Annotated in this window: 19 protein-coding genes and 1 pseudogene; 12 read left to right on the plus strand and 8 right to left on the minus strand. The window is 69.2% G+C overall.

Annotation, left to right across the window (positions count from 1 at the left end; translation table 11 throughout):
• Positions 1–15 precede the first annotated feature (15 nt).
• Entirely contained in the window at positions 16–1,110 is a 1,095-nt protein-coding gene (locus BUE16_RS12965; RefSeq protein WP_073310379.1) for an NAD(P)H-binding protein, read from the plus strand.
• Positions 1,111–1,181: 71 nt separating this feature from the next.
• Positions 1,182–1,928, plus strand: coding sequence for a DUF7530 family protein (locus tag BUE16_RS12970; RefSeq protein WP_073310445.1), 747 nt, complete (start codon positions 1,182–1,184; stop codon positions 1,926–1,928).
• A 36-nt stretch (positions 1,929–1,964) separates the two neighbouring features.
• Here BUE16_RS12970 and BUE16_RS16995 read toward each other — a convergent pair whose 3' ends face one another.
• Entirely contained in the window at positions 1,965–2,135 is a 171-nt protein-coding gene (locus BUE16_RS16995; RefSeq protein ID WP_200778441.1) for a DUF5786 family protein, read from the minus strand.
• Positions 2,136–2,261: 126 nt separating this feature from the next.
• Between BUE16_RS16995 and BUE16_RS12975 the strand changes: the two genes are divergently transcribed.
• Positions 2,262–3,302, plus strand: a complete 1,041-nt coding sequence (locus tag BUE16_RS12975) for a DUF5784 family protein (RefSeq protein WP_073310381.1) — start codon at positions 2,262–2,264, stop codon at positions 3,300–3,302.
• A 108-nt stretch (positions 3,303–3,410) separates the two neighbouring features.
• On the opposite strand, the gene BUE16_RS12980 is transcribed toward BUE16_RS12975, so the two are convergent.
• Positions 3,411–3,695 (minus strand): DUF5789 family protein, encoded by a 285-nt coding sequence (locus BUE16_RS12980; protein WP_073310383.1) that lies wholly within the window; start codon positions 3,693–3,695, stop codon positions 3,411–3,413.
• A gap of 253 nt (positions 3,696–3,948) precedes the next feature.
• On the opposite strand from BUE16_RS12980, the gene BUE16_RS12985 reads away from it, so the two are divergent.
• Positions 3,949–4,746, plus strand: a complete 798-nt coding sequence (locus BUE16_RS12985; RefSeq protein WP_200778436.1) for a PHP domain-containing protein — start codon at positions 3,949–3,951, stop codon at positions 4,744–4,746.
• Positions 4,747–4,815: 69 nt separating this feature from the next.
• The gene (locus BUE16_RS17000; protein WP_200778437.1) at positions 4,816–4,989 is read left to right on the plus strand and encodes a DUF6757 family protein; all 174 of its coding nucleotides are present in this window, start codon (positions 4,816–4,818) and stop codon (positions 4,987–4,989) included.
• A gap of 49 nt (positions 4,990–5,038) precedes the next feature.
• Here BUE16_RS17000 and BUE16_RS12990 read toward each other — a convergent pair whose 3' ends face one another.
• Positions 5,039–5,536 carry a DedA family protein gene (locus BUE16_RS12990; RefSeq protein ID WP_073310447.1) on the minus strand — a complete coding sequence of 166 codons (498 nt, stop codon included), beginning with the start codon at positions 5,534–5,536 and terminating at the stop codon, positions 5,039–5,041.
• Between the two features lie 172 nt (positions 5,537–5,708).
• On the opposite strand from BUE16_RS12990, the gene hemB reads away from it, so the two are divergent.
• From hemB to BUE16_RS13005, 3 genes are all read left to right on the plus strand, one after another.
• The gene (hemB, locus tag BUE16_RS12995) at positions 5,709–6,689 is read left to right on the plus strand and encodes a porphobilinogen synthase (protein WP_073310387.1); all 981 of its coding nucleotides are present in this window, start codon (positions 5,709–5,711) and stop codon (positions 6,687–6,689) included.
• A 62-nt stretch (positions 6,690–6,751) separates the two neighbouring features.
• On the plus strand, positions 6,752–7,918 hold the full coding sequence (locus BUE16_RS13000) for a hypothetical protein (RefSeq protein WP_073310389.1): 1,167 nt from the start codon (positions 6,752–6,754) through the stop codon (positions 7,916–7,918).
• 27 nt (positions 7,919–7,945) lie between these two features.
• The gene (locus tag BUE16_RS13005) at positions 7,946–8,311 is read left to right on the plus strand and encodes a DUF5518 domain-containing protein (RefSeq protein WP_073310391.1); all 366 of its coding nucleotides are present in this window, start codon (positions 7,946–7,948) and stop codon (positions 8,309–8,311) included.
• 9 nt (positions 8,312–8,320) lie between these two features.
• Here BUE16_RS13005 and BUE16_RS13010 read toward each other — a convergent pair whose 3' ends face one another.
• Positions 8,321–8,821 (minus strand): DUF367 family protein, encoded by a 501-nt coding sequence (locus BUE16_RS13010; RefSeq protein WP_073310394.1) that lies wholly within the window; start codon positions 8,819–8,821, stop codon positions 8,321–8,323.
• 47 nt (positions 8,822–8,868) lie between these two features.
• Complete coding sequence (locus tag BUE16_RS13015) at positions 8,869–9,828, minus strand: Lrp/AsnC family transcriptional regulator (RefSeq protein WP_073310396.1); 960 nt, start codon at positions 9,826–9,828, stop codon at positions 8,869–8,871.
• A 66-nt stretch (positions 9,829–9,894) separates the two neighbouring features.
• Between BUE16_RS13015 and BUE16_RS13020 the strand changes: the two genes are divergently transcribed.
• A complete protein-coding gene (locus BUE16_RS13020) occupies positions 9,895–10,368 on the plus strand; it encodes a hypothetical protein (RefSeq protein ID WP_073310398.1) in 474 nt (157 codons plus the stop codon).
• A 49-nt stretch (positions 10,369–10,417) separates the two neighbouring features.
• Complete coding sequence (locus tag BUE16_RS13025; RefSeq protein WP_073310400.1) at positions 10,418–10,798, plus strand: nuclear transport factor 2 family protein; 381 nt, start codon at positions 10,418–10,420, stop codon at positions 10,796–10,798.
• Between the two features lie 45 nt (positions 10,799–10,843).
• Here the strand turns inward: BUE16_RS13025 and serS are convergent, their stop codons facing one another.
• Positions 10,844–12,223, minus strand: coding sequence for a serine--tRNA ligase (gene serS / locus BUE16_RS13030; protein WP_073310402.1), 1,380 nt, complete (start codon positions 12,221–12,223; stop codon positions 10,844–10,846).
• Between the two features lie 721 nt (positions 12,224–12,944).
• Positions 12,945–14,078, minus strand: coding sequence for a thiolase family protein (locus BUE16_RS13035; protein ID WP_073310404.1), 1,134 nt, complete (start codon positions 14,076–14,078; stop codon positions 12,945–12,947).
• 147 nt (positions 14,079–14,225) lie between these two features.
• Here BUE16_RS13035 and BUE16_RS13040 point away from each other — a divergent pair, with 147 nt between their 5' ends.
• Together BUE16_RS13040 and BUE16_RS13045 are read left to right on the plus strand one after the other, a co-directional pair.
• Complete coding sequence (locus BUE16_RS13040; RefSeq protein ID WP_073310406.1) at positions 14,226–15,611, plus strand: ATP-binding protein; 1,386 nt, start codon at positions 14,226–14,228, stop codon at positions 15,609–15,611.
• Between the two features lie 8 nt (positions 15,612–15,619).
• Positions 15,620–16,444, plus strand: a complete 825-nt coding sequence (locus BUE16_RS13045; protein ID WP_073310408.1) for an MBL fold metallo-hydrolase — start codon at positions 15,620–15,622, stop codon at positions 16,442–16,444.
• A gap of 47 nt (positions 16,445–16,491) precedes the next feature.
• Here the strand turns inward: BUE16_RS13045 and BUE16_RS16435 are convergent.
• A pseudogene (locus BUE16_RS16435) lies at positions 16,492–16,576 on the minus strand (IS6 family transposase); the annotation flags it as partial.

Below are 16,576 nucleotides of genomic sequence, written 5' to 3' on the forward strand. Positions count from 1 at the left end.
CCGAGAGGGGATCGTATGCGCGTGCTCGTGACCGGCGCCACCGGGTTCGTCGGAAGCCGCCTCGTCCCCGCGCTCCTCGCGGCGGGACACGAGGTGATCGTCCTCGTCCGCGACGCTGAGCGATACGGGGGAGTCGACGGCTCCGCCGGCGACGTTCGGGTCCTCGAGGGCGACCTGCTCGCCACCGACAGGGTCTGTCTCGTCACCGGTCCCGGCGAGACGACCGCCCAGCCGCTGGGGCGGTGGCTCGCTGCCCTCGACTGCGAGGCGGCGTACTACCTCGTCCACTCGATGGGCGAGAGCGACGACTTCGCGGCGACCGACCGTCGTGCGGCCGAGGCGTTCCGCGACGCCGCCGACGAGGGCGGGCTCGACCGCGTGGTCTACCTCGGCGGCCTCGGCGACGAGCGCGAGGAACGGCTCTCCGAGCACCTCCGGTCGCGCCGCGAGGTCGGCCGGATCCTCGGGGCGGGCGACTTCGACCTCACGACGCTCCGGGCGGCGGTGATCGTCGGAGACGGCTCCGCGAGCTTCGAGATCATCCGCCAGCTCGCCGCGCGGCTCCCGGTGATGGTCACCCCCCGCTGGGTCCGGACCGAGTGTCAGCCGATCTTCGTCGACGACGTGATCGCATACCTGGTCGGCGTGCTGGACGCCCCGGCGACGGCGGGCGGCACCTACGACATCGGCGGCCCGGACGTGCTCACCTACGAGGAGCTGCTCCGGCGGACTCGGGAGGCGCTGGGGGGCCGGCTGGTCGTGATCCCGGCCCCGGTGCTCACCCCCCGACTGTCCGCGCGGTGGGTCACGCTCGTCACCGACGTGCCGCGGGGCGTCGTCGCCCCGCTCGTCGACGGCCTCCGGACGCCCGTCGTCGCGGACGATGTCGCGATCCGCGAGCTGGTCTCGGTCGAGCTGACGCCGTTCGACGAGGCGCTCGCGACCGCGCTCGCGCGCCGGGGCGACCGGACCGACTCGTCCGTGAGCCGGACGACCGGGTCTGGCGGGGACGCCGGCCGCGACGGGGGCGGCGAGGCCGCCGAGCGGCTGCGGACGGCCGTCGACGATCCGACGGACGCAGACCCGGCTGACTCGGGGGGCTCCGCGTGAGCGAACGGATCGCGAGCGACGAGGACACCGCGGACCGCGGCGCCGGCGTCGAGGCGGGAGACGACCGCCGCGTGCGCGCCGACTTCGGCGACGCGTGGGTGTACGAGAGCATCGTCGGCGCGGTTCCGGGGGCTGCCCTTTCGACCCCCGTCGCTATCGGGCTCCAGGTCGCCGTCTTCGAGGCCGGGATCCTCGTGCTCGCGGCGGCGTACGACCTCTGGGACGCCGTCCTGCCGGGCACCGTCGCGGTCGGCGTCGCCGCCGTCGGGAGCCTGTTCATGCTCACCCTCGGCGACGAGAACCGGACGCTGGACGTGTCGCCGACGTACTACCGGCTGCTGTTCGGATCGAGCATCGAGGTGGTGCTCACGGTGCTGGCGTTTGCGGCGGTGGTCACGCACCTGTTCGTCGTCGATCCGGCAACCGCCGGCGGACCGGCGGTCGTCGCTCGCCTGCTCCCGGTCGCGGTGACGCCGGCTGAAGAGCCAATCGTCACGGACCTGTTCGGCGAGCGGCCGCCGGCACCGGCCGTGTTCCTCGCGCTCGTCGTCGTGTGGGACCTGTGTTACCGGATCGGTACCTCTTGGTGGACTGCGGTCGTCTCGCTGTACCGCGAGCTCTGCCTGGAGTGCGGCCCCGGGACGCGACGGCGCTTCCGGCGACTGGACGCACTCAACGTCGGCTTCGCGCTCGTCCAACTCGCGCTGGTGCCGTTCGTCGCCGACCGGCCGGTGCTGCTGGCCGCGGTCCTCGGCCACGTCGTCGCCGTCACCGTCGTGTCCGCGGCGGCGATAGCGCTGTCGCTGGCGGCGCAGTAGCGCGCGAGACCGACAACGGTCGGCCGCAGATCGGACTCAGTCGCCTTTGATCGACTCGAACTGATCGAGGAGTGCCTCCGCGGAGTCGCCGGAGTCGTAGGTGACCCTGCCTCGGTACTCGCTCCGTTCCTCGGCGAAGTTGCCGTCGACGCGGGTCTTCGATTCGCGACGCTCGTGCTCGTCCTCGTCATAGGCACCCATTGACATGGTACGACATCACGTAGCAAATTGTGTGTAATATATGTGTCGGTCGTTCATGGGATACCGTCGCTCGGCTGGCCGGATTCGCGTCGCGAGCGGTGGCTTCAAACCGTCAGCCCGAGCATCCTCGGTGTGGCTCGCCCCTTACGGTTCAGATACGCGCCTGGTTCGTGGTCCCTCTCGCGCGTCCGCGACGACCTCTATCGGTCCCTCGACTCGAATCTCGGAGCGACCGAGCGCGACCCGTGGTTCGCGCCGCCGGCCGGCTACGAGGCCCGGCGGTTCGACATGGACGACGGGAGCCTCGCGCTGTTCTGTTGGACGGACGACGGCGACGGTCCGGCGGGGGTCGGGGGCGGCCCCGGCGCCTACTGGATCGGGAACACGGAGACGCCGTCGACGTTGTGGCGCACCGAGAAGTACGCCCTCGCGGACGCGCCGTTTCAGGTGACGCGATGGGGCGAGCGCGAGCTCACGGCCGTCCTCTCCGAGGAGGAGCCGTGGTTCGAGGACTTCCCGCACCTCGCGTGGTACTTCCTCCCGGTGCTGTGCTCGAAGGACGGCGCCGAGACGACCCGCGAGTTCTTCCGCGAGCACGCGGCGGGGTTCCCCGACGCCGACCGCTTCGAGGCGCTGGGTTTCTACGAGCAGTTCCTCGCGACGGGCGTGCTCGACGACGAGCGCGAGGAGATGGCGAGCAAGCTCGGGACCAGCGAGTACCTCGACCTCACCCGCATGACCGCGACGATGGGCGAGTTCGACGTGGCGCGCCTCCTGGTGAACGCAGGCTACGACATCGAGCCGGAGATCGAGGTGTCGACCGACCACGTCATCGACTTCCGCGCGGCGCGCGCGGACGGCACCTCGACGCTCGTCGAGGTGACTCGGCCGGTCGCGCCCAACAGGCGCGCTGCGGGCACGCCCTCGGCGGCCGTACGCGACACCGTCGAGACGAAGACGAGCGGGCAGCTGGAGGCCCACGGCGGCGGTATCACGCTGTTCGTCGACTGCTCGTCGTTCCCCGACGACGACTGGTTCGCCGTCCGCGGCGAGCGACCCGAGGTGGGCCACCGACCGGCAGTCGTGTTCCGCTCGCGCCCCGATGGGTCGACGGAGGCGTACAAGAAGGGGAGCGTCCCGCTGGAGTTGGAAGAGGCGCTGGAGTGGGTGTAGGAACGGAGAACCCGCCCCGGGGGGTGACTGAGCCAGCTCCCGAAGGGGACGACCGCTGTCTGCGGTGACGACGGTCAGCGCGGCGGTGGCGGGCCGCCGCGCGTCGATTCAGAACGAGACCTGTTCGGGTCCGTCCTCGCCGACCGCCGGCGCGTCGCGATCGCTGTAGAAGCGGCGACCGACGGCCTCGTGGCCGACGCCGCCGCGGAGGGTCATCCACACGTCGTCCGCGGAGTGGAACGTCTCCGAGCCCAGGCGACCGAGTACCGCGCCGATCGTCTCGCTCCCGTTCTGTAGCTCGATACGGGCGTCGCCGTACGCGTCGATGAGTTCGCCGCTCGTCGCGGGGTACTCGTGGGTCGCTAACTGGTCTTCGGTGCCGTTCAGGCGCATCAACTGTGCCGACGCGAGCCGAGTATGTAACGATTGTCCATGTACAACCTTCGTGAGGGCGGTAGAGTATAACGTATTATAATGTCCTTTCATGCGCGGTCGCCGCGCCGTTTGTCATCCCAGCATCGGTTCCCGTCGCCGCGCTGCCGCATCGCGTCCGCCGCACCGCGGCCGTCGTCGCCGCGGCCCCGCTCGGGGGTGCCGTGCGCGCCCGACCGGAACGCCCTTGCGCGCCGCGCGCCCCGATCCGGCAATGGTAGTCGCGGACCTCCACGCGCACACGACCGTTTCGGACGGAACGTTCACGCTCGATTCGCTGGTCGCGACGGCGCGGGACGCCAGCCTCGACGCGGTCGCCGTCACCGACCACGACCGGATCCACCCCGACCTCGACGCGCCTGTCGTCGACCACGGCGGGCTGACCGTCCTCCGGGGGATCGAACTGCGCGTGGAGCTGCCGAGCGGCGACCGCGTCGACCTCCTCGGCTACGGCGTCGACGACGACGACGACCTGCGCGCCGAGTGCGACCGGCTCCAGGCGGACCGCCGCGAGCGCGGTCGCCGCATCATCGATCGCGTGGAGGAGCGCCTCGGCGTCGACCTCGCCGTTGAGCCGCGCGCCGGCCTCGGGCGGCCCCACATCGCCCGCGCCATCGCCGAGAGCGACGCCGACTACGACGCCGAGGGCGCCTTCCGGCACCTGATCGGCAACGACGGCCCCTGTTACGTCCCCCGCTCGGTCACGCCCGCCGACCGCGGCGTCGACCTCCTCCGGGGCGCCTGCGCCGTCGTCGGCCTCGCGCACCCGTTCCGGTACGACGACCCGGCGGCCGCCCTCGACCTCTGCGTCGAACACGACCTCGACACGGTCGAGCGCTTCTACCCGTACGCCGACGCGGTCGACGACGACCCCGGGCGCGTGGAGTCGCTGGCCGCCGAGCACGACCTCCTGTTGACGGGCGGGACGGACGCCCACGGCGAGGAGCTCGCCGTCGACGGGCTCGACGCCGACCGGTGGGCTGCGGTGCGCGACCGGCTGCCGGCGCCGTGACCCCTACCGGCGCCGTGACCGCCTGCCGGAGGCGCGGACTTAACTACCATCGAGGCCCTCACTCGGTGTATGCAGTGTCACTACTGCGATCGGGACGCGGCGTACGCCGCCGAGCGCGGCGGCGTCAAGGTCGGCCTGTGCGAGTCGCACTTTCGCGACCGCGTCGAGGAACTCACCGAGAGCGAGGGCCTCGAAGCCCTCCGAGAGCAGGTCGACGTGACGCAGACTGACCGGGAGTCCTGACCACCCGGCCGCCCGGACCGAGTATCGACTCGGCGGTCTTCGTCCGTTCTCACCACAGCAGGTCGACGCCGAACACGTACAGCCCCGCCAGCGCCGACTCGAACACCAGCGTGCCCAGCGCCGAGAGCACGACGAACCGCCGGCGCTCCATCTCCGCCAGTCCCGCGGGAACGGTGAGCATCCCCCGGGTGAACAGCAGCGAATTCGAGACGGGCACGACGATCGGTCCCCAGCGGTCGAACCAGCCGTCGAAGCGGTCGAGGCTCTCCTCGCTCACGCGGAACCAGCGCTTCCGGAGGAGCCACTCGCGGCCGCCGCGCTGGGCGACGGTGAACAGCGCGACCTGCCCGACGGTCGCGCCGACCACGGCGACACCGATGACGGCGACCACGGTGTCGGGCGAGTGGCCCACGAAGATGAGCGAGCCGGGGACGATCAGCTCGCTCGGCATGAAGTACATCAGCATCGCCCCCTCCAGCACGAACACGGCAAACAGCACGATGTAGGCGTACTCCGAGGCCAGAAGCGACTCCAGCCACGGGGGCATCGCGCCGATTTGGAGGGGCGACAGCGTCACGCGAGCGGGTTGCCCGGCTCCGGATATAGGGTTTGTGTGATTCGGCGTTCGGCTGGAGCGGCCGTCGTATCGACCGGGAGGACTCCGGCCGACCGCGCCGCGAGCGCGGGCTTTACCTCCCGTGCGCGGCGACGTTCTACCCATGTTCCCAACCGACCGTCCGCGGCGACTGCGAACGGACGGCGTCCGACCGCTCGTCTCGGAGACGGACCTCTCGGCGTCCGATCTCATCGCGCCGGTGTTCGTCGACGCGACGACCGACGAGCGCGTCGCCATCGAGTCGATGCCCGGCCACGAGCGCGTGCCCGTGCGCGAGGCGGTCGACCGCGTCGAGGAGGTGCTCGCGACGGGCGTCGAGGCGGTGATGGTGTTCGGGATCCCGGAGTCGAAGGACGCGGTCGGCTCGCGGGCATACGCCGCCGACGGCGTCGTCCAGCGCACCGTTCGCGACATCGTCGCCGAGACAGACGCGTACGTGATCACCGACGTGTGCCTCTGTGAGTACACCGCTCACGGCCACTGCGGCGTGCTGGAGGACCACGCCGAGGCCGACCCGCGTCTCACGGTGCGAAACGACGAGACGCTCGATCTGCTCTCGGAGACGGCCGTCTCCCACGCGCAGGCGGGTGCGGACATGGTCGCGCCCTCTTCGATGACCGACGGAATGGTCGGGGCCATCCGCGAGGGACTGGACGACGCCGGGTTCAGCGAGATGCCGATCATGAGCTACGCGGTGAAGTACGAGTCGGCCTTCTACGGCCCGTTCCGCGACGCCGCCGACGGCGCGCCCGCCTTCGGCGACCGCCGGCACTACCAGATGGACCCCGCGAACCGACGGGAGGCGCTCCGGGAGGCTCGCCTCGACGTGGAGGAGGGGGCGGACGTGTTGATGGTGAAGCCCGGTCTGCCGTACCTCGATATCGTCCGCGACGTGCGTGAGGACTTCGACGTCCCGGTCGCCGCCTACAACGTCTCCGGCGAGTACGCGATGTTGCACGCGGCGGCCGACCGCGGCTGGCTCGACCTAGAGGAGACGGCCCACGAGTCCCTCCTCTCGATGAAGCGCGCGGGCGCGGACTTGATCCTCACCTACTTCGCCGAGGACATCGCCGGGTCGCTGTAGCGGGGCCGTCCCGATCGGCCGAACACGAACTCTTAACCCGGAAACCGACGCACCCACCCACAATGCACCGCCCGGCGGTTCCCGACGCCTACATCGAGGAGGTCGCCGAGCGCACCGACTTCGCCGTCGACGACGTGCGCATCGGCCTTCGCGTCCTCCACGACGCGGTCCAAGACCGGATCGTCGAGCAGTACCGCCGCGCCCGCGACGACGCGACGCCGAACCACCTGCTGACCGACGCCGCCGAGGCGGCGTGGTTCGCGTTCGCCTTCGCTGACCTGCGCTCGGAACTGGAGACCGCCGGCTACGAGATGGACGCCGACCTGCTGGCGGCGGTCGCCGCGGTGAACATGACCGTGTTCCAGGAACTCCACGACCGCACCGTCTCCTTCCCTCGCGACCTGGCGGGCGCCAGCGACACGCCGTTCTTCTACCCCGTCTACGTCGCGAAGCCCGACTGGTGGCGCGAGGCCGAGACCCGCGCGCTGCGCTCGCTGGTCGGCCTGCTGGAGGCCGGGTCGTCGCCGGCGGCCGCCCTCGACGCGTGGGCCGTCACGCTGGCCGGCGCCGACCCGGACGAGTGGGCCGCCGTCCGCGGCGTCGACCCCGACCGCGTCCGGGCGAACGCAGCGAGCGCGCCCGACCCGGCCCCGGAGGCGGCCGACGGCCTGCGCGCGGAGGCGCGCGACGGCGTCCCGGACGGCCCGTACGACCCCGAGACCGACCGGCTGTTCGTCCCGACGACCGACCAACTCGCGGCCGCGCGGGAGGCCAGCGAGGGGGCGGGTGTCGGCGGCGAGGGAACGGACCACGTTGAGGGCCGCGGCGTCGACCCCGTCGACGAGGCGGGAGCCCCCGAACGCGCCACGGACAGGGCCGACGCGAACACGGTCGACGCGGACGCGTCGGCGGAGTCGGAACGGGCGTCCGATCTGGATCCGGGTTCGGACCCGGGCCCGGACCGGGACCCGGACAGGCTCGCGGAGATCGACCCCGCCGATCTGCGCTCCGGCGACATCGAGGCCGCCGACCTCCCGGAGTACGCGGTTCAGGGAGGCGACGACGACACGGATCCGCCGGCGGACGACGACACGGATCCGCCGGCGGACGACGACGGCCGATACATCGACGGCGCGGCCGCGTTCGACCGCGGGGACGGCGACTCCCGCGAGCGGACGACCGACCGCGGCTCGGGCCGCGACCCGGACGACGACGCCGACGACAGGTAGATACGGCCGTCGCGCGTCCGTCAGGATATGACCAACTGGCGTGCGGTCGCGTGGGGCGCGCTCGTGTTCCTCGTGATCGCGGCGTTCGGCACCGCCGTTCCCGTCGTCGGCCAGCTCGGCGCCGGGCTCGTCGGCGGCGGCGTCGCGGGCTACCTCGCGGGTGGCGGCCTCGGCAACGGCGCGTACCACGGCCTGCTCGCGGGGTCGGTGACGGGCGTCGTATACACCCTGCTGTTCGCACTGCTCGGGGGAGTGCTCGGGCTCGCGGGCGGCGGCCCGCTCGGGGGACTCCTCGGTGGCGCCGGCGTGTTCGTCCTCGGGTTCGTGATCACGCTCGTGTTCGCCATCGACTCGGCGATCGCCGGCGCGATCGGCGCCGTGCTCGCGCCGTAGCGTTCGCGTTCAGCGGTCGAGGTACTCCTGCTGGACCGCCACGACCGCCGAGGAGTCGTCGCACTCGCTGTAGCGGCGGAGCGGTTCCTCGTTGAGTTCGAGGAACGTCTCGCCCCACGTGAACTTCGCGAGCACCGCTTCGGCCTGTTCGGGTTCGCCGAGGATGTGGAGGGCGGCGGCGAACGCCTCGACCGTGGTGAGCTGCATCGGGCGACCGAAGTTTACGGGATTGGCGGCGACGAGGTACGGGAGCGCGCGGTGTTCGCCCGGAAGCGAGAACATCGCCTCGCCGGCCGACTCCCACGAGCAGTCGAGCGCGACGAGCGTCTCCCCGTCGGCGGCGTCGCGGTCGGCCGGCGACAGCGCCCGCTCGGCGTGGGGGTTGAGCACGACGCCGTACGGCGTCGCCGCGTCCGAGCGGTGCAGCTCGGCCAGGTCGAAGCGCGCCAGCTTGCGCGCCGTGCACTTGTCGGGGTCGTCGTCGCCCTCGTACCGAACGTGCAGGTCCACGGATAGCGTTGTACGGAAGCAGCAAAATATTGCGCGATTGGGTGCCCTCAGTTCAGATCGTACGTTCCGGAATCGTACAGCGTCTTGGTCGACGCGAACGTCCTGGTCTCGCGTGCCCCGCTGACGGTTCGGATTCGGTCCGTCTGTCTGTCGAGATGGTCGATCGAATCGAACACGATCTCCACTCCCAAATCGGACCACTCGTGTCCGGTCCCCGAGACGACGTACGACGCCGACAGTGGCGGCTCCTCTCGAAGTGCCTCGACCGTCTCATCGTAGCCGCCGCGAACGGTCTTGAGCGTCAGGTACGCCCTGTGCAACCCACCGGCCTCCAGATCTGTGTTGATTGAGTACCCGAGTATCACGTTTTCTTCGAGACGTTGCACGGCGTCGACTACCGTCCCCGCAGACAGATCGAGAGATTGGGCAATCTGTTCCGGTTTGTCGCGAAGCGCTCCGTCCCGCTGTAATTCGATCAACACGTCCCGGTCGACCGGCGAGAGGTCGACCGGATCAACCCCATATATCTGGTCGCCGGGAACGTTCTGCCCGTGCCATCTGATCCGCTCGGTCACCCGGTAGCTCGATGAATCCCGGATCGTCGGAAAGTCTCGACTGTCGATCAGGTTGTTGGCAAAGTTGTTGAACCGCTCGCCGTTCTCGCTCACTTTGCGCAACACGAGGTCGTGCTCCCCCAGTACGACCGAGGCTAATTGTGACCCGTTCCACATATCGAACGGACCGACGCCATCCTCAAGCACCTCGTCGTAGTTCTCGGCCGTTTTGATGAAGTGGTACGATGGAACCGAGAACCCGAGTGCACCGGGTTTGATCACCGGAGTTTCGCCCTGGATCACCTGACGGTCCTCCAATTGCCGTCGAATCTCCGTCGCCTCCGATCCGTCGATCCTGCATTCGGAAGCGATCTGTTCCATCGTTTGATCCGCGTCTCGATACAATTCGTTCAGTACCTTCCATGCCGTCTGCTCCATCTTTTTGTCTCTCATACCACGTATAATTCCAATCAAAAAAAAAAAAATTACCCCTAGTGAACATATCCACCGGTGAACCGAATGGACGACGAACGACCTGCAACCCGGATACTCGATACGCCCTCCGCGGACGAGACGACGCTCGCGTACGCCGACCGACTGGCGAGTCTCGAACGGGAACTGGCGGCGCTCGAACGACGGCTCTCCGAGATCCCGATCGGGCACACGGGAGTCGGGGGCTTGATCGAGCTCCGGAATGAGGATTCGGCCTACCGTGACCTCGCCGCGGCCGTTTCCGCCGTTCGAGCCGCACGACGGGAGCGGTCCCTCGGGATGATCGAATCGATCGCAGACCCCATCGCTCCGGAGTCGCGTGAGTTTCGAGAGCGGGTCACCGATGGAACGTTCGACGAACAGATCGACCGTCTCACACGGTTGCTCGATCGCTCCAGCAGACAACTCGCCGCGCGCCGACAGGCCGCTGCAGCGAGGCTCGGTCTGACGATCTCGCTTGTCGCTCTCGTTGTCTCGACGGTGTCCATCCTGTTCGGGTAGTGGTGTCGCAGACGATCGATTCAAATCTATCGGAGTCCCCTCTCGATCCGTGTCACACGAGGCGACCGCGCGGGCGTACTACCGCGCCATCGACGACGCTGCATACGACGATCTCGCGGCGTTGCTCGCGCCCGAGTTTGTTCACGAGCGACCGGACCGAACGCTCTCGGGGCGCGAGTCGTTCCTGCGGTTCATGCGCGAGGAGCGCCCGCGAACGGACACCGAACACCGGATCGACGTCGTGTACGTTGAGTCCGCCGGGGACGACGGTGGCGGGTTCGACGCCGACGCGGCCGCCGGCGAGATCGCGGTTCGCGGGCGACTCTTCGGCGACGAGGACGGGGTACTGTTCGGCTTCGTCGACGCGTTCGAGTTCGCGTCGGCGGACCCGGACGCGGCCGTCGCGCACCTCACGACGTACACCGACTGAGAAGTGGCGTCGCGGACGGCTCGGTACTCGACTCCTTCTCACCGGCTACTCCTTCTTGCCGGCACCGACGGCGCTCTCGCCGACCTTCTCGCTGCCTTCGATGACCTCGCGACCGCCCATGTACGGCCGGAGTGGTTCGGGCACGTCGACGGTGCCGTCGTCGTTCTGGTAGTACTCCAGGATCGCGACGACGACGCGCGGGACGGCGACGCCCGACCCGTTGAGCGTGTGGAGGTACTCTGCCGACTCGTGGCGCTCGGGGCGGAAGCGCAGGCCGGCGCGGCGGGCCTGGAAGTCGCGGAAGTTCGACACCGACGAGACCTCCAGCCACCGACCGCCCTGCTCGGGGCCGTCCTCCATGTCGTCGCCGGGCGCCCACACCTCGATGTCGTACTTTTTCGCCTGCGTGAAGCCCAGGTCGCCGGTGCACATCTCCAGGATGCGGTACGGCAGCCCCAGGCGCTCGAGCACCTCTTCGGCCTCCGCGACGAGGCGCTCGAAGCGCTCGTCGCTGTGCTCCGGGCGCACGAAGTTCACCAGCTCCACCTTGTTGAACTGGTGGACCCGGACGATTCCACGCGTCTCGGTGCCGTGTTCGCCCGCCTCGCGCCGGAAGTTCGGCGAGTACGCCTGGTGTTTGACCGGGAGGTCGTCGTCGAGCAGGATCTCGTCGCGGTACATGTTCGTCACCGGGACCTCCGCGGTCGGCAGCAGCCAGAGGTCGTCGTCGTGGATCTCGTCGGCGTTCTCGTCGCCGACGCGGTAGGCGTCCTCGACGAACTTCGGGAACTGGCCGGTTCCCTCCATCGATTTCGAGTTCACGGGGATCGGCGGGAACACGTCGGTGTACCCCTGCTCGCGGTGGACCTCGAGGAAGAACTGGATGAGCGCATGCTCTAACATTGCGCCCTCGCCCTTCGCGAAGTAGAAGCCGCCGCCCGACACCTTCGCGCCGCGGTCGAAGTCAAGAATATCCAAGTCCTCGCCCAGATCGTAGTGCGGGATCACCTCCTCGGGGAGGTTCCGGAGGCCGTCGAACCCCTCGCGGCGGCGCTCGACGTTCTCCGACTCGTCGGCGCCGACGGGCACGTCGTCGTCGGGGATCTGCGGGAGGTGGAGCATCGCCTCGTGCAGTTCCTCCTCCAAGTCGTCGGCGCGATCCTCGATCTCCTGCAGTTCGGTTTTCAGGTCTTGGCTCTTGTCGATGGCCTCCTGCGCCTCCTCGTCTTTGCCCTCCTGTTTGAGCCGGCCAATTTCCGACGAGACTTCGTTGCGCTCGTGGCGGAGCGTGTCGCCCCGGCCTTTCAGGTCGCGCCACTCCTCGTCAAGTTCGAGGATCCGGTCGAGGTCCACGTCTACCCCTTTGTTCTCGATCCCCTCGCGAACCTCCTCGGGGTGCTCGCGGAGGTACTGCCTCGAAATCATTTGGTGGGGATTCCGGCGGTCCCGCCTAAACCGTGTCGGGTCTGTGTGAGTGATCAGCAGGTAGGGCTGGGGTTGAGTGCGATGGTCGGTTCGAGGGAATAAGTGTCCGAGACAGCGACCGCGCGGGTGCAGTTCCCGAAAGCCCCCGGGCGTCTGCGGTCGCGCGGAACGCACTGTCGTTCGAGAGAGCTCTGCTCTCTCGTGATGACGAAATGCCGGCTTGCCGGCCTTTCGAACCACGCTTCTCGGCTCGCTTCGCTCGCCTGCGGTGCTTGCGGTCCCGTGCTTCCCGCAGACGCCCGGCCTCTTTTAGTCCCACCCGTGGTTCGGACGGGCCGAGCGTCGACCCCGGTTGATCGGTGTGCACGCACCGCCGTCGGCGCGCGTCGGCGGGCCTCCGGTCACGCGAGCGGAGCGAGTGTGACCTCACGGGACCGAAGGTCCCGGGTAGTGCCCGCCGACCGCGCGAGGGGCGAGCGAAGGAGCGGAGCGACTGAGTGAGGCGGCTGGGGGGGACGAGGCTGTGGTTGGGACTCAAATGGGCCGCTTCGCTCGGGGACGGCGCGGAGCGGTGAGCACCGGAGCGACCGCAGGGAGCGACGAGCGCGCCGCCCCCGAGCGAAGCGGGGGCTTTCGAGAACTGCGTGCCCTCAGCGACAGACACGACTTCGGCAGCTACTCGCTCGCCGTCTCGAAAAAAAATCGCAGACTGAACCGCTACTTATCGACTGAATTCGATCGCCGCGCCCTGCCCGAACCCGACACACAGCGAGGCCAGCCCGCGATCCACGTCGCGCTTGATCATTTCGTGGATGAGCGTCACGGGGAGGCGCGCGCCGGAGGCCCCGAGCGGGTGCCCCAGCGCGATGGCGCCGCCGTTGACGTTGTAGCTGTCCTCGTCGATCCCCAGTTCGCGCCGGGCGTACTCGCACTGGGAGGCGAACGCCTCGTTCACCTCGACCAGCCCGTAGTCGTCGATATCGGTACCGGCGCGCTCCAGCAGGCCGCGGGTGGCCGGGACCGGGCCGATGCCCATGACGGTCGGGTCGACCCCGGCGACGTTGTTCGTGCCGACCTCCGCGAGCACGTCGAGCCCGTGTTCGTCGGCGAACGCCTCCGAGCACACGAGCGTGGCGGCCGCGCCGTCGGTGATCTGCGAGGAGTTGCCCGCGGTGACGCTGCCGTCGCCGGTGAACGCCGGCGGCAACTCCGCGAGCGTCTCCGGGTCCGTATCGGGGCGGATCCCCTCGTCCTCGGTGACGACGCCGTCGTCGGTCTCGATCGGGACGATCTCGTCGTCGAAGCGGCCCGACTCCGTCGCCTCGGCGGCGCGGTGGTGCGAGCGCGCGGCGAACTCGTCTTGCGCTTCGCGGGACACCTCGTACTCCTCGGCGACCTTCTCCGCGGTCATCCCCATCTGGAGCTGGAAGACGTTGTACGTCTCCGACAGTTCGGGGTGGAGGTGCTGGTAGGAGTCGCCGTCCATCGGCACGCGGCTCATGCTCTCGACGCCGCCGGCGATGATGCACTCGCGGTTGCCGGCGGCGACGGCGTCGGACGCCGAGATGATCGCCTGCATCGACGAGGCGCACCAGCGGTTGATACTCGTCGCGGGCGTCCCCTCGCCCAGTTCCGAGAGGAGCGCAATGACGCGGGCGACGTTGTTGTCCTGCTCGCCGCGCTGCTGGGCGACCCCCCACATGAGGTCGTCCACGTCGTCGGCGTCCAGACCGTGTTCCTTGAGGATGTGGTCGATGAGCGTGACGGACAGGTCCTCACTGCGCGTGTCCGCGAAGACGCCGTCCTGCCTGCCGAACGGGGTGCGGTACGCGGCCGCGATGACGGGCGTTGCCATGCCACGCTCTCGGCGGTCCTGCCTGATAAATCCGGGAGAACCGGTGGGGAGTGGTCGAGGGTTTATATTGGGGCGTGCGTGCGCCTCTCATGCGGGGTTTCCGACCCTTCGACGCGCTTAACAGCCTCCGCGGGCAAGCCGTTGGGGATGAGTGACCCGGCAGAGGACGTGGTCGAGCTTCTCGTGACCGTCCACCGGTACAACGAGGACCGCGACCTCGACGCCGACGACCTACCGCCGCGGTACCGTCAGGTCTTCTGGAGCGAGTCCCCGGAAGCGGAGGACGGGCCGGGCGGCGTGGAGCAGCCGCTCCACGTGACAGAATCGACCGCGAAGACCGCCACGGGCGTCGAACGTCCGTGGGAGGCGATCTCGGATCTCCTCTTCACCCAGCGAACGGAGTTCTCCGGCGAGGTCTCGCTCTCGCAGCCCGAGATGGGTGTCGACTGGCTGCTGGAGCGCGTCGACGACGAGGACCTCCGCGAGAACCCGGTGCTCGCGGCGATCGCGAACGACCCCGCGGTCGAGCACGACGCCGAGTTCTCGGTGACCCACGAGGAGGCCCGCGACGAGAACCGCCCAGTGCGCGCCGACCGTGTCTGGATCGACGCGCTGCTGGGCGAGTACTTCGACGAGGAGGAGGACGCCGAGATGCTCGATCTCGTCACGGTGAAAGCGCCCGAGGAGATCGAGATGACGCTGCAAGACCTCGTGCTCACGGAGGACCAGGAGGGCGAGATCCGCAAGCTGATGAAGGCGATCGAGCACCGCGAATACCTCGCCACCATCGGCCTGCGCGAGATCGGCAAGCTCCTGTTCGTCGGCCCGCCCGGCACGGGGAAGACGACCGCCGCCCGCGCGCTCGCGCACGAACTCGGCCTCCCGTTCGTCGAGGTGAAGCTGTCGATGGTGACGAGCCAGTACCTCGGCGAGACGGCCAAGAACGTCGAGAAGACGTTCGAGGTCGCCAAGCGGCTCGCGCCGTGCATCCTCTTCATCGACGAGTTCGACTCCGTCGCCAAGACGCGCAAGTCCGACGAGCACGCCGCGCTCAAGCGCGCGGTCAACACCCTCCTCAAGAGCATCGACGACATCTCGCTCGTCCGTGACGAGGTCCTCCTGATCTCGGCGACGAACCACCCCGACCAGCTCGACGCCGCGGCGTGGCGCCGCTTCGACGAGATCGTCAACTTCCCCAAGCCGGACCGGCAGATGCGCGCGGACATCCTCCGCATCATCACCCGGCAAATGGAGATCGCCGAGTTCGACCCGGAGGCGGTCGCCGACCGCACCGAGGGCCTCACCGGCTCCGACCTGCGGCTCGTGCTCCGCGAGGCCGTGCTGGAGGCGCTCACCGAGGAGCGCATGGAGATCACCCAGGCGGACATCATGGACGCCGTCCAGGACTTCGAGGAGCGCGACAACCTCAAGAACATGGACATGATCGACGGCGAGGGCGCGGAGGTCGTCGGCGACGGGGGCGCCGGCCACGACCACGGCGACGATCACGACCACTCCGACCACGAGCACTGACCCGCCGGATGCGCGTCACGCTCCTCGGCACGGGCGATACCACCGGCACGCCCACCGTCGGCTGCGACTGCGACACCTGTCAGGCGGCCCGCAAACGCGGAGTCGAGCGATCGCGCTTCTCGGTCCACGTCGAGAACGAGCGCACCGGCGAGAGCCTCCTGATCGACTGCTCGCCGGACTTCAGACACCAGTTCCTCACCCGCGACGTGCCGCTGCCGGACGCCGCGGTCGTCTCGCACATCCACTTCGACCACCTCGACGGCCTCGGCAACGCCTACCGCCTGTTCGACGACCTCCCGGTGTACGCCGCCGACGAGGTCGACCCCGCAACCGGCGAGTCGGTCGCCGACACGATCCGCTCGAAGTACGACTACCTCGACCGCGTCACCGTCGAGGACGCCACGCCGTTCGATCCGGTCCGCACGTGCGGCCTCGACGTGACGCTCGTCCCCGTCGACCACCCGCCGCTCGTCTGCTACGGGCTGTGCGTCGAGGACCCCGAGACGGGCGCGAAACTGTCGCTGTCGGGGGACACGAGCTACGACGTGCCCGCCGAGTCGCGGGCGGCGCTCGCGGAGCCCGACCTCCTGTTGGCCGACGCCATCGTCCCCGCGCGCTTCTGCGAGTACCACCCGCTCGGGGGGAAAGACGAGGGGGCGGACGGAACCCCGTACACCTTCGGCACGAAGCACATGACCCGCGAGGGCGCGCTCGCGCTCGCTGACGACCTCGGCGCCGCCGAGACCCGGCTCGTCCACCTCGCGCACTACTACCCACCCGAGGAGGCGTTCGCCGAGCCGCTGGCTGTCGACGGCGAGACGCACGAGCTGTGAGGGCGACGCCGCTCGGTCGACGTGTCCGGCCCCGATCGGGGTAGTGTTCAGATAAGCTGATTCCATGCGAAGGCGAAGGCTTGCAGCCAATTTTCAACGGTCTCTGCTTCGGCGTGGCTGAAACAGTTTGAG

It is taken from the genome of Halobaculum gomorrense, from assembly GCF_900129775.1.
Classification (GTDB): domain Archaea; phylum Halobacteriota; class Halobacteria; order Halobacteriales; family Haloferacaceae; genus Halobaculum; species Halobaculum gomorrense.